Origin of the sequence: Sphingomonas sp., assembly GCF_036388435.1 — a bacterium.
Taxonomy (GTDB): Bacteria; Pseudomonadota; Alphaproteobacteria; order Sphingomonadales; family Sphingomonadaceae; genus Sphingomonas.
In genome coordinates this window covers 37,427-49,730 of record NZ_DASVRV010000011.1, presented here as the reverse complement: position 1 = coordinate 49,730, position 12,304 = coordinate 37,427, and the positions used below count along the sequence as shown (strand labels likewise).

Genomic DNA, 12,304 nt, shown 5'->3' with positions numbered 1-12,304 from the left:
CGCGATACGAACTGGTCGACGGCGCGGCGATCCGCGGGTCCATATCGAACGGGTTCCGGGCTCCGTCGCTGCAACAGCAATTCTTCACCACCACCTCCACCAATTTCATCAGCGGGGTGCCGGTCGAGATCAGCACGGTGGCGGTCGACAGCCCGGTCGCCCAGGCACTCGGCGCCAAACCGCTCGAAGCCGAAAAATCCGTCAACATCAGTCTCGGTGCGGCGCTCAATCCCTTTCGCGGCCTCAGCATCACCGCCGACATCTACCAGATCAAGATCAAGGACCGTATCGTCCTGACCGAAAATCTCGGTGCGGCCGCGACGGGGCTGCTCGCGGCCGATCAAACCGCGGTCAATACCGCGGTGAAGGCGATCCTGGACGCCAACGGTTTCCAGTCCGTCGGCGCGGCACGCTTTTTCATCAACGGACTCGATACGACGACGCGCGGTGTCGACATCGTCGGCGTGTACCGGTTCGGATTGGGCGGATTGGGCCGCTGGTCGCTGACCGCGGCGTACAACTACAACCAGAACAAGATCGATCGGAGGCTCGACGCGCTCGGACCGTTGGCGCAGATCCCCAGGCTCGTGCTGTTCGGCCGGCTCGAGGGCATCCGCTTCACGGACGGCCAGCCGGAGGACAAGCTCGTCCTGTCCGCCGACGGTACGGTCGGCGCGTTCGGGATCTCGGCGCGCACGACACGCTATGGCGAGGTGATCTCGCCCGGCGCCACGGTGCCGATCACGGAGCCGACCAGCCTGACCGCCCTCGGTCCCGACGATCTGCGGCTGGCGCCCAAATGGATCACCGACCTGGAGCTTCGCTACACATTCAAGGAACATGCGACGTTCGCGATCGGCGCCAACAACCTGTTCGACGTCTATCCGACCCGTCGTCCGACCGGGCTCCGGCCCGCCTCCGTCGGGGGCAGCTATCCGGTCGACGCCTATTACCAGCCGTACAGCACGTTTTCGCCGTTCGGCTTCAACGGCCGTTTCCTTTATGGACGCTTCACCGCGCAGTTCTGAGGGCGAACGGGGGCGGAGCGATGCCGACGCTCCGTTCCCCCCGCGGCCCGGACTGACGCGTCCGCCCGCCCTTCCCGGGCGTTAGGCGCGGTGGAGGTTCCTCGTGCGCGCACTCGATTTCTCTTCCTGGCAAAGCGTCCTCACCACGCTGATCGGCCTTGCGCTGTTCGCGCTGATCGGGGTGGGCGTGCGGTTGCTGGCGATGGTCACCGTCCAGCAGCGGCGCGAACGGCTGAACCGGCAGATCAACGAACGGCTGCGCACGTTGATCGCGGCGTACAAGGTGCTGGGGGGATCGTTCACCGGCGAGCTCCAGGTCGATCCCACCCATCTGGGCGACCTGCGGCGTCGCGCCGGAGCGGGCGGGACCGCGACGAACGACACCACCGAGCCAGGGCTTGACCTGACCGTGGCGAGCATCGCCGGATCGGATCGCGCACGCCGCATCCGCGACGCCGTGGAGGCCGCGCTGTCGGATATCATCCTGCTGGGCACGGAGGAACAGGTGCGCCTGGCCGCGGTCGCCGCGCGCGAGCTGGCGGCGGGGCGACCCGTCCATACCCATGAGCTTGTGCGCAGCCTGCGCGCCTTTGTACGCGAGGCGCTCGATCTGGACGCGATCCCCGCCGACCTCGTCATCCCGGCGCAGGGCCCGACGCGACCCTCGGGCTCGGCCGCGCGTGGCAAGGGCCGTGAAGACGCCAGCGGCGGAGGCCGGGGCGGCGGAGGGACTGGCGGCGGCATGGGGAGCGGCACGGGCGGCGGGATGGGAGGCATCGAAGATCCCCCGCCCGGCGGACGGACGGGCTGACACGGCCCGCTCACCCGAACCTGCTTCGGCCTGGGCGTACCCGATATGACTCCGGCCGCGCCTCGGATCCCGCTCGCCTGCCGAGGCGGCCTCTTCAGCCCGACCGGTGTCGCGCAGGCGCGGAAGACCGGCAGAACCGCGCCGCCGGGCGGCATAGGGTTGCCGGTTGCTTAACGCGCTGCACACCGCGCCTTTACGCACGGCCTTTACAGCGAGCCGGGAGAACGGAGCCCGCATGTCGCCTCAGGCGCAGGCCGCTCACCAATGGGAATACGGGCATGGCTCTTCACCTCGTCGCCGACGCCGACGGACATATGTGGGACGGTGTCGGCGCGCTGGTCGCCGCCGAGGGTAGCGGCGCGCATCACCAGTCTCGCCGGCTGTGCGCGGCCGACCGCCGAAGCGGCGGCGACCGTCGGGGAACCGAACGCGGCGCGGCCGATTGGGTGGAACGCCGCCTGGCGCAGCCGGCCCGGCCCGCCGGCCACATGCCGATGGCACGGCGCATCGACCTGGCCGATGCGATCCATGCGCTATGCGCGGTGCACGGCGTCCACCGGGGTCTGGCGGACGAGGCGCGCGTTCATCCCGCGGTCGGGCCGGCGGCGGCCTGGCTGGACGAGGTGGCGGCCGGGATGGCGGCGGAGCGCGCGCTGCTGTCGCGCACGGTGGCGGCGGCGGGTCCGCTGCCCTCGACGCCCGGACAGGCGGCGACCGATGCGGCGTTCGTGACGCAGCGCCACGCCTTTCGGATGCTGGCCCGCTCGGACCGGGCGGGCGTGGCGACCGGCGCGGCGGCCGCGCTGGCGCTGGACTGGGTCATGATCCGCGCGGTGATCGCGCGCGCGGCGGAGGCTTATGGGGTGGCGCTGCCTCCCCTGACCCTGCCTGCGCCCGCCGACACCGCGGCGCTGCTCGGCCGCCTGGCCGACGGCGCCGGGCTGGAGCGGGCGATGATGTTCGGCGCGCGCGCGCTGCTCGACCAGCACCGGGCGTTGTGGAGCCTCTTGGAAGCGCGCGCGATCGCGCGCGAGGGCTGAGGGACCGCATCCGCCCGCTTGCCACCCGACGACGAATGACGCATCGCCCGGCCCGATCACCAAGGATGGGACGGGCCTACATGAAACGCTTCGAGGGTACGAGCAGCTATGTCGCGACCGACGACCTGAAGGTCGCGGTCAACGCGGCGGTGACGCTTCGTCGCCCGCTCCTGGTCAAGGGCGAGCCGGGCACGGGCAAGACGGTGTTGGCGCAGGAGATCGCCGCGGCGCTGGGCGCGGACCTGATCGAGTGGAACGTCAAGTCGACGACCAAGGCGCAGCAGGGCCTGTACGAATATGACGCGGTGGGCCGGCTGCGCGACGGGCAGCTCGGCGATCCGCGGGTTCACGACATCGGCAATTACATCCGGCGGGGCAAGCTGTGGGACGCCTTCACCCACCCGACCCCGCCCGTCCTTCTGATCGACGAGATCGACAAGGCCGACATCGAATTTCCCAACGACCTGCTCCAGGAACTCGATCGCATGGAATTCCATGTGTACGAAACCGGCGAGACGGTGCGCGCGGTCGAGCGGCCGGTCGTCGTCATCACCTCCAACAACGAAAAGGAGCTGCCCGACGCCTTTCTGCGTCGCTGCTTCTTCCACTATATCAAATTCCCCGACCGCGACACGATGCAGGCGATCGTCGATGTCCACTTCCCCGGCGTTCAGCGGATGCTCGTCGCCAAGGCGATGGACATGTTCTACGACATGCGCGACGTGCCCGGCCTGAAGAAGAAGCCGTCGACCTCCGAACTGCTCGACTGGCTGAAACTGCTCCTCCACGAGGACATGCCGCTCGACGTGCTCCAGAATCGCGATCCGACCAAGGCGATCCCGCCGCTTCACGGCGCGCTGCTGAAGAACGAGCAGGACGTGATGCTGTTCGAGCGACTGGCCTTCATGGCCAAACGGCAGGCGAACCGGGGCTGACTTCCTCTTAGCCGGACGGACGGGCCGGTTGCACCGAAGGTCCCGCGGTAACGCTTTGCTCACCCTGTCCGCGCTAGACCCGCGACATGCGGAAGGCGTTCCTCAAGGCCGGGGTCCTGATCGGCGGCCTGGTTTCCACGGCGGCGGCACCGGCCTCGTCGCTGCTCGACTATGTCGGCCAGTGCGTTCCCTTCGCGCGGGCGGCGTCGGGCATCCAGATCTTCGGCGACGCCTGGACCTGGTGGGACCAGGCGGAGGGACGCTATGACCGGGGCAGCAGGCCGCGCGTCGGATCGGTGATCGTGTTCAGCAAGACCGCGCGCCTGCCTTATGGCCATGTCGCGGTCGTCAGCCGCGTGGTGGAGCGGCGCACCGTGATGCTGACCCATGCGAATTGGTCACGCCAGAATGGCCAGCGCGGCCGTGCCGAGCAGGATGTGACGCTTCACGACGTGTCGGACGACAATGACTGGAGCGCGGTCAAGGTCTGGTATCGCGACAATGAGGGGCTGGGCGGCGGGATCTATCCGGTCAAGGGTTTCATCCATGGCGGCAAGCCCGCGCGCGAGCTGACGGGGACGGACCCCGATTATGTCGGGGCGCTGATCGACTCCTATGTGCCGGGAATCCGTGCGCGATAGAAGCACGCCCGGGGCCGCCGGCGCGGCCCGCGGCGCTCCCGCGCGGTATCGGTCGCGTTCCGCCCGCCAATCTGAATAGCCGGAAAAAGAGGATAGACGACATGGCGCAATTCATCGGGACATCCGGACCGGACCTCATCACGGGCAGCGAGGGCGACGACGTGATCTTCGGCGGGCTCGGCGACGACCGGATCGACGGGGGAGAAGGCGTCGACACCGCCACCTTCGGTGGAACGCTGCAGATGAGCGGCTTCGCCTTTTCCGACGGTGGCGTCGTGACCGTCACCGGTCCCGAGGGGTCGGACCAGCTTCGGGGGATCGAACGGATACGCTTCGCCGACGGAATGATCGCGGTGGCCACCGCGTCGTCGGTCAACGGTCTTTACGCCACCTTCGGCGGGCGCGGCGCGTCGGGGGCGGAGCTCGCCTATTGGACGGGCGAGCTGTCGGCGGAACGGACCGATCTGGCCAAGGTCCGGGCGGCGATCCTCGACGATCCGCTCGGCCGGGCGAACACCGATGCGGTGTTGGGCGAGTTGTACCGCGACTATCTGGGCAGGAGGGCGGGCGCGGAGGAGCTGGCCTATTGGCACGGTCAGGTCCGCGCCGGCGTCGCCTTCGCGCAGGTGCGCGAGGGCATCATTCTCGACCCCGCCGGCCAGAACTTCGCCGCCGACCGGATCGCCGCGCTTTACACCGAGTATCTGGGACGCGCCGCGGGCGCGGGCGAGGTAAGCTTCTGGACCAACGAGGTTCGGATCGGCACCAGTTTCGCGGAGGTACGCGCCGCGCTCCTCGACGATCCTTCGGGACGTGCGTTGGCGGCCGGTCAGATCGACACCATCTATCGCGACTATGGCGGGCGCGCGGCATCCGTCGGCGAGATCGCCTTCTGGCGCGGCGAGATACGGGCGGGATCGGACTTTTTGGCGGTGCGCGAAGCCGTTCTGGGCGACGCGCTGGGTACGACCCATACGCGATCCGCGCTGTCGGGTCTTTATACCGAGCTGTTCGGGCGCAACGCGGGACTGGGCGAGCAGGATGTGTGGCACGAACTGTTCCGCGACGGCTTCACGCTGGACGCGGCGCGATCGGTACTGACCTTCGACGGCGGCAGCGACGGGCGGGTCGACAAGGATCTGGGGACGAGCGGCGCCGATGTCTTCGCCTTCGCGTCGGGCGAGCGTCACCTGGCGATCGACGGGTTCGATCCGTTCCTGGACCGGATCGACCTGCGTGCGCTCGGGCTGACGGGGATCGACCCGCTCGATCCGGCGCGCGCGCGCGAGATTACGACCCTGGACGGGGGGACCGACGTTCTCATCACGCTGGACGCCACCCATGACCTGCTGTTGCGCGGCGTCGCGCTCGGCCAGTTGGGCGCGGACGGCTTCCTGCTATAGCGGCCGGAAGGCGACGGGTCCGGCTAGTCGTCGCCTTCCAGCTCGCGGTCGGTCATGTCCATGAAGTCGCGCGCGGCCTCGCGGTCGTCGCGGTCGTCAAAGGCGTCGTCGACGTCCGGGGCATCGCCGAGCATGTAGAGCAGGCACCACAGGGCAAAGCGCCGGCCGTTATCCTGTTCCAGCCCGAACTGGAGCCGCAGCCGCTCCATTCCCTCGCCGATCCGTGCCGGCGGAAGCGTCGCGATGTCGTCGGTGCCGAAGAAGCGGATGAGCAGGCGGTCGAAGTCCATCGGCCGCCCTTAGCCGGAACTGCCGCCGAGTCCAAAGCGGGCCCGCGCGCCGTGCGCCGTGCGCATCGGGTTGCGGCGCACCGATGCGGCGACCATAGCGCCCCTTCTGGGGGAAAGCATATGAGACCGGCCTGCCTGTTCACCATCGTCATGAGCGTCGCGTCGCCGGCCTATTCGCAGGTCGCGGGGCCGCCTGCCGCCGGCGCTTGGGCCGTGACGCCCGACACTGTCGTGCTCGCTGCCGCCGGGGTGACGCTGCCGGCCAGGGCGGGCGTCACCGCGCTGGCGAGGACGGGCGAGTTCTCCAGACCGGGCACGGGCGTCGACAACCATGCGCAATATGAGAGCGGCGACCGCCAAGTCTTCGCCACCGCCTATGTCTACCGCGCCGCCTATGCCGACGCGGCGCTGGCCGCCTACGGCACCGATAGGGCGATCCGCGGCCGGTTCGGTTCCGCGATCCGGGTCGCCGAGCAGGGCGCGGTGACGGCCGGCGGACAGGCCGGGGCGGCGATCCGGTCCGTGTATGACGGTGCGGTGCTGGACGGGGCGGCGACGACCACCGCCGCGGCCTTTGTCCGCGTCGACAGCTGGATCGTCAAGCTGCGCGCCAGCGGCCCGGCCGAGCGCCGGGGCGAGGTGACCGCGGCCCTCGACGCGCTGATCGCCGGGCTGGCGATCCGGCCGGGCGCTAGGATATTCGCCGCCCAGCCGCTCCGTTTCGCCGCGCCGTGCCCGGCCGTACGGGGGCGAGACGCCAGGCCGATGCGCGGCGAGGTCGCCAAGGGGATGGCGCTGCTCGGCGGCCTGAGCGGCGGCAGCGGCATACCTTCCGCGACGGCACAGGCGGCCTTTCCCGCGAACGGCGCGACGCCGGTGTGCGTGCGCGGCAGCGTATCGCTGGGCCCGCGCGCGATCGACCTGCTGCAACCCGCCGGCGTCGCCGAACCGGCGGTGATCCTGGGCGTGGTCACCGACGCGGGCACGGTGATCGCGATCGAAGGCGATCCTCCGGCCAGGGGATATACCGTGAAGACCTATGGCATCGCCGAGGTCACGACCGGCACCACGCTCGACCGGTTGCCGGCGGTGGCGCAGATGGAGGGCTGGTTCCGGAACCCCGACCGTTCGCCGCTCGCCGCGCGATCGCGCACGAGCTTCGGCGCCGACGGCAACTCTACGGTCGAGTTGAACTCGGCGACGCTTCGTTAGAATCGTCCCGCGAACCGCCGGGCCGGCAGGAATAGGCCGCCGGAGCCGGGTGGCTCGGGGACGCCTCTGGCGGTGGCGCGTTCACCCCTGTATTTCCCCCCGACTTGTTCAGGTTCGGATCGGCTCCCCCATGTTTCTAAACTTCCTCGACGAGCTTCGATCCGCCGGCATCCCGGCCTCCATCAAGGAGCATCTGGTGCTGCTGGAGGCGCTCGACCGGGAGGTGATCGAGCGGACGCCGGAGGATTTCTATTTCCTGGCGCGCGCGACCTATGTGAAAGACGAGGGGCTGCTCGACCGGTTCGACCAGGTCTTCGCCAAGGTTTTCCGGGGCGTCGCCACGACCTTCGGCCAAGCGCCTGCCGACATTCCCGACGAATGGCTCAAGGCCGTGGCGGAGAAATATCTGAGCGCGGAGGAAATGGAGCGCGTCAAGGCGCTCGGCTCCTGGGACGAGATCATGGACACGCTCAAGAAGCGGCTGGAGGAGCAGGAGGGGCGTCATCAGGGCGGGTCGAAATGGATCGGCACGGGCGGCACTTCGCCCTTCGGCAATGGCGGCTACAACCCCGAAGGCGTGCGGATCGGGGGCGAATCGAAGCATGGTCGCGCGATCAAGGTGTGGGATCAGCGCGACTTCAAGAACCTCGACAACACGCGCGAGTTGGGAACGCGCAACATCAAGATCGCGCTCCGCCGGCTGCGGCGCTTCGCCCGCGAGGGCGCGGCCGACGAGTTGGACATCGACGCGACGATCGACGGCACCGCGCGCCAGGGCTGGCTCGACGTGGTCATGCGCCCCGAGCGGCATAATGCGGTCAAGCTGCTGCTGTTCCTTGACGTGGGCGGGTCGATGGATCCCTGGGTGAAGCTGTGCGAGGAGCTGTTCTCGGCGGCGACGAGCGAGTTCAAGAACCTCGAATTCTTCTACTTCCACAACTGCCCCTATGAGGGCGTGTGGAAGGACAATAGCCGCCGCTTCACCGAGCGGACGCCGACCTGGGACGTGCTCCACAAGTTCGGGCACGATTACAAGCTGGTCTTCGTCGGCGACGCGTCGATGAGCCCCTATGAACTGACGCATCCCGGCGGGTCGGTGGAGCATTTCAACGAGGAGGCGGGATCGGCCTGGCTACACCGGCTGACGACGACCTATCCGGCGGCGGTGTGGCTGAACCCGGTGCCGGAGGCGCAATGGGGCTATTCGCAGTCGGTCAGGATCGTGCGCGAGCTGCTGACGGACCGCATGTACCCGCTGACGCTGGGCGGGCTGGACGACGCGATGCGCGAGCTGACGCGCAAGCGTTGACGGCGGGGGCGGACGAACTAATCTGGTGCGCCCGAAGGATAAGGAGCGACGATGTTCCCAACCACCTTGATGCTGCTGATCGCGGCTCCGGGCTCGGTCGGGGCGGGCGACCGATGCGCCCTGCCCGGCGCCGACCGTGTCGCCGCCCGCCCGGCGGCGCCGGCCCGTGCGCGGCCGTTGAACGAGATGCCGCCCGCGCGGTCGGTACTGGCCGTCTATGCCCAGGTCGATGGCTGCGCGGTGCTGCGCATCAGGGACGGCACCCGGATCGTCGAGGAGCCGGCCGGGATCCCCGACCGGCGGCCCGTCTTCAGACGCTGAGCGCCTCGATCTTGCGAAGATAGCTCGCGACCAGCTGCATTCGCCGTTCGCGCGCGGCGGTCGTGATCGCGCGCGACGCCGCGGCCCGCTCCGCGTCGATGCGCCGCGTATAATATCTCAAGTCGGATTCCATGCTCGCCGATCCCCGCCCCCGAAGTCCCCGATCACCGCCTAGAGGGTCCGGTGCGGACATTCTATCCAATTCAGATTAACAATGCGTCGGTAGGAGTGCCCCACACGGCGAATGGATAGGCGGCGATGGGCGCCGGAACCGCACCGCGCGGCAACGGTTACCCATCGGACGTTATTCCAGGAGTTCATCGACCCGATGTCGCACATTCCCGCTTCCCGTATGCCCCATGCCCACGCGCATGAAGACCAGATCGACGGCCAGCCTCCTCAGGCCGAACAGGGCCAGCCCGACCCGGCGCCGACCACGGCGGTGCCCCCCGCCGCGGCGAGCGGCGTGTCCGAGGATGCGAACAAGCCCGACCATATGACCTTGGGCGGGTCGGAGACCTCGTCCGGCCCGAATGATGCGGCCGCCGCGCCGACGAACGGCCCCTCGGCGCGCGACGCCGACGACCGTTCGACGATCGCTATCACGGCGCTGGTGATCGGCGGCATCGCGGCGATCGGCGGGATGGTGGCGGTGTTGCTGCCGCTGCTCGCGCCCAAGGAGGAACCCAAGTCGAAGAAGCGCAAGAAGCGCAAGGACGGCTGACCGCTATCGATGGGCGCGGTGGAAAGTGCCCCCGGTCAGCGGCCGGGGAACGCCCGTCGTGCCCGGAAAGCTGATCGGCAGCCCGTTCAGGCTGCGCACGGCCATATAGGCGAAACCCTCCGCCTCGACCGCGTCGCCGTTCCAGCCCAGCGCCTCGGCGGGTTCCGGGGCCAGCCCGGTCCGCTCGGCGATCATCCCCAGCATCACCGGGTTGCGCCGCCCGCCGCCCGCCACGATCAGCCTGGTGGGCCGGATCGGTAGCTGGTCGAGCGCGATCGCGACCGTCGCGGCGGTAAAGGCCGTCAGCGTCGCCGCTCCGTCCGCCGCCGACAATCCGCGCGCGGGCTGGATCGTGAAATCGGCCCGGTCGAGCGATTTCGGCGCGGGCTGGTCGAAGAACGGGTGGTCGAGCAACGTGTCGAGCACGTCGGGATGGACCTGCCCCGAAGCGGCGAGCGCGCCGCCCTCGTCGAAGCGCCTGCCCGTCGCCTGTTCCACCCAGCTGTCGACGAGCCCGTTGGCGGGGCCGGTGTCGAAGGCGATCAGCGCGCCCGCGCCGACCAGCGTCACATTGGCGACGCCCCCCAGGTTGAGCACCGCGACGGGGCCGCCCAGCCCGCCCGCCAGCGCCTGGTGATAGACGGGGAGCAAAGGCGCCCCCTGCCCGCCCGCCGCGACATCGGCCGAGCGGAAGTCGGCGACGACGTCGATCCCCGTCGCCGCCGCCAGCGCCGCGCCGTCGCCGATCTGCCACGTCCAGCCGCGATCGGGCCGGTGCGCGACCGTCTGGCCGTGAAAGCCGATCACGCCCACGTCGCGGGCCGGGACCCCGGCCTGACGGAGCAGCTCCTGGACCGCTATAGTGTGGGTCCGGGTGATGAGGTCGGTGGCGGCGGCGATCACCGGACTGGCGCGCGGGCGATCATAGGTCAGCGCCGCCGCGGTGGCCCCGGCGAGCTCGGTGTGGGCCGCGTCGGAATAATCCTCGCCGCGAAAGGCGATGGCTCGGACGCGTTCCACGCCATCAGTGTCGATCAATGCGGCGTCGACGCCGTCGAGCGAGGTGCCGGACATCAGGCCGATCGCGAGCATCCGAGGGTTCCTTTCATTCCCAAGCGGGCGGGAACCCGGAGCCCCGCCTCCTGCTCCATATTCCTGGATTTCCGCCTTCGCGGGAGCGCGGGAGCGACGCAACTGGAATTTCCGGTCGACTTCGCCTACATGCGCGCCCTTCCATGGCGACCATCCTCCCTTCACCGCCCCGCGTGGGCATGGTTTCGCTCGGCTGTCCGAAGAACCTGGTCGACAGCGAGCGCATCCTGAGCCGGCTCCGCGCGCAGGGCTATGCCATGTCCGCCGATTATCAGGGTGCCGACGTGGTGCTCGTCAACACCTGCGGTTTCCTGGACAGCGCCAAGGAGGAAAGCCTGGAGGCGATCGGCGAGGCGATCGCCGAAAATGGCCGGGTGATCGTGACGGGTTGCATGGGCCAGGAAGCGGAGGCCATCCGGGCGCGCTTTCCGCAAGTGCTTGCCGTGACGGGGGCGCACCAATATGAGCAGGTCGTCGACGCGGTCCACGCGGCGGCACCCGTCGCGCGCTCGCCCTATCTCGACCTCGTCCCCGGCGGCGCGGTCGAGGATACCGAGCTCAAGCTCACCCCGCGCCATTACGGCTATCTGAAGATTTCGGAGGGGTGCAACCACCGCTGCGCCTTCTGCATCATCCCCTCGCTGCGCGGCGATCTCGCCAGCCGCCGCCCCGACGCGATCCTGCGCGAAGCGGAGAAGCTGGTCGCGGCGGGCACGAAGGAACTGCTGGTCATCAGCCAGGACACCTCGGCTTACGGCGTCGACCTGCGCCATGCGCGCTGGCCGCTGAAGGGCGGCGGCGAAGTCCGCGCGCACATGACCGACCTGGCGCGCGAACTGGGCCGCATCGCGCCCTGGGTGCGGCTGCATTACGTCTACCCCTATCCTCACGTCGACCATGTCATCCCGCTGATGGCCGAGGGGCTGGTGCTCCCCTATCTCGACATTCCCTTCCAGCACGCCGCGCCGCCGGTGCTGCGGCGGATGAAGCGGCCCGCCAACGACGCCCGCGTACTCGAGCGCATCCGCGGCTGGCGGGAAGTCTGCCCCGACATCACCATCCGCTCGAGCTTCGTGGTCGGCTTTCCCGGCGAGACCGAGGCCGATTTCGACTATCTCCTCGACTGGCTCGACGAGGCGCAGCTCGACCGGGTCGGCGCCTTCCGCTTCGAACCCGTCCAGGGCGCCGCGGCCAACGCGCTGCCCGACCATGTGCCGGAGGCGCTGAAGGAGGAACGCTATGCCCGCCTGATGGAGCGTAGCGCCGCCATCTCCGCCGCCAAGCTCCAGGCGAAGATCGGGCGGACGCTGCCCGTCATCATCGACGAGGTGGGCGAGGAAGGCGCGACCGGTCGGAGCGAGGCCGACGCCCCCGACATCGACGGCCAGGTGTTTCTGCGCGATGCGGCGCATCTAGCACCCGGCGACATCGTGCGCGTCACGATCGAGGACGCCGACGAGCACGACCTGTACGGGGTGCCGCTGGCGGGGTGACGCTT

The 12,304-nt window shown here is 69.3% G+C and carries 14 protein-coding genes; 11 read left to right on the top strand and 3 right to left on the bottom strand.

Annotated features, from left to right (window positions below; translation table 11 throughout):
• From VF592_RS03145 to VF592_RS03120, 6 genes are all read left to right on the top strand, one after another.
• Nucleotides 1-1,028 (top strand): TonB-dependent receptor domain-containing protein (locus VF592_RS03145; protein ID WP_331004146.1); only part of this gene is annotated, 1,028 nt, incomplete at its 5' end.
• Nucleotides 1,029-1,131: 103 nt separating this feature from the next.
• The gene (locus VF592_RS03140; RefSeq protein ID WP_331004145.1) at nucleotides 1,132-1,839 is read left to right on the top strand and encodes a hypothetical protein; all 708 of its coding nucleotides are present in this window, start codon (nucleotides 1,132-1,134) and stop codon (nucleotides 1,837-1,839) included.
• Nucleotides 1,840-2,117: 278 nt separating this feature from the next.
• Nucleotides 2,118-2,879: a DUF6975 family protein gene (locus tag VF592_RS03135; RefSeq protein ID WP_331004144.1), complete on the top strand. Its 762-nt coding sequence runs from the start codon at nucleotides 2,118-2,120 to the stop codon at nucleotides 2,877-2,879.
• 80 nt (nucleotides 2,880-2,959) lie between these two features.
• Nucleotides 2,960-3,814, top strand: coding sequence for a MoxR family ATPase (locus tag VF592_RS03130; protein ID WP_331004143.1), 855 nt, complete (start codon nucleotides 2,960-2,962; stop codon nucleotides 3,812-3,814).
• Between the two features lie 86 nt (nucleotides 3,815-3,900).
• Nucleotides 3,901-4,455, top strand: a complete 555-nt coding sequence (locus tag VF592_RS03125) for a CHAP domain-containing protein (protein WP_331004142.1) — start codon at nucleotides 3,901-3,903, stop codon at nucleotides 4,453-4,455.
• Between the two features lie 101 nt (nucleotides 4,456-4,556).
• Nucleotides 4,557-5,858 carry a hypothetical protein gene (locus VF592_RS03120; protein ID WP_331004141.1) on the top strand — a complete coding sequence of 434 codons (1,302 nt, stop codon included), beginning with the start codon at nucleotides 4,557-4,559 and terminating at the stop codon, nucleotides 5,856-5,858.
• A 23-nt stretch (nucleotides 5,859-5,881) separates the two neighbouring features.
• On the opposite strand, the gene VF592_RS03115 is transcribed toward VF592_RS03120, so the two are convergent.
• Nucleotides 5,882-6,148, bottom strand: a complete 267-nt coding sequence (locus VF592_RS03115; protein ID WP_331004140.1) for a hypothetical protein — start codon at nucleotides 6,146-6,148, stop codon at nucleotides 5,882-5,884.
• 120 nt (nucleotides 6,149-6,268) lie between these two features.
• Here VF592_RS03115 and VF592_RS03110 point away from each other — a divergent pair, with 120 nt between their 5' ends.
• The 3 genes from VF592_RS03110 (at nucleotide 6,269) to VF592_RS03100 (ending at nucleotide 8,990) form a co-directional block, all read left to right on the top strand.
• The gene (locus VF592_RS03110; protein WP_331004139.1) at nucleotides 6,269-7,360 is read left to right on the top strand and encodes a hypothetical protein; all 1,092 of its coding nucleotides are present in this window, start codon (nucleotides 6,269-6,271) and stop codon (nucleotides 7,358-7,360) included.
• Nucleotides 7,361-7,490: 130 nt separating this feature from the next.
• Complete coding sequence (locus tag VF592_RS03105) at nucleotides 7,491-8,669, top strand: vWA domain-containing protein (RefSeq protein WP_331004138.1); 1,179 nt, start codon at nucleotides 7,491-7,493, stop codon at nucleotides 8,667-8,669.
• Nucleotides 8,670-8,720: 51 nt separating this feature from the next.
• Complete coding sequence (locus tag VF592_RS03100) at nucleotides 8,721-8,990, top strand: hypothetical protein (RefSeq protein WP_331004137.1); 270 nt, start codon at nucleotides 8,721-8,723, stop codon at nucleotides 8,988-8,990.
• On the opposite strand, the gene VF592_RS03095 is transcribed toward VF592_RS03100, so the two are convergent.
• The gene (locus VF592_RS03095) at nucleotides 8,980-9,111 is read right to left on the bottom strand and encodes a hypothetical protein (RefSeq protein WP_331004136.1); all 132 of its coding nucleotides are present in this window, start codon (nucleotides 9,109-9,111) and stop codon (nucleotides 8,980-8,982) included. The genes VF592_RS03100 and VF592_RS03095 overlap by 11 nt on opposite strands.
• Nucleotides 9,112-9,318: 207 nt before the next feature.
• Between VF592_RS03095 and VF592_RS03090 the strand changes: the two genes are divergently transcribed.
• Complete coding sequence (locus VF592_RS03090; protein WP_331004135.1) at nucleotides 9,319-9,714, top strand: hypothetical protein; 396 nt, start codon at nucleotides 9,319-9,321, stop codon at nucleotides 9,712-9,714.
• A 3-nt stretch (nucleotides 9,715-9,717) separates the two neighbouring features.
• Here the strand turns inward: VF592_RS03090 and VF592_RS03085 are convergent, their stop codons facing one another.
• Nucleotides 9,718-10,806, bottom strand: a complete 1,089-nt coding sequence (locus VF592_RS03085) for an anhydro-N-acetylmuramic acid kinase (RefSeq protein ID WP_331004134.1) — start codon at nucleotides 10,804-10,806, stop codon at nucleotides 9,718-9,720.
• Between the two features lie 143 nt (nucleotides 10,807-10,949).
• On the opposite strand from VF592_RS03085, the gene rimO reads away from it, so the two are divergent.
• Nucleotides 10,950-12,299, top strand: coding sequence for a 30S ribosomal protein S12 methylthiotransferase RimO (gene rimO / locus VF592_RS03080; protein ID WP_331004133.1), 1,350 nt, complete (start codon nucleotides 10,950-10,952; stop codon nucleotides 12,297-12,299).
• Nucleotides 12,300-12,304: the final 5 nt, after the last annotated feature.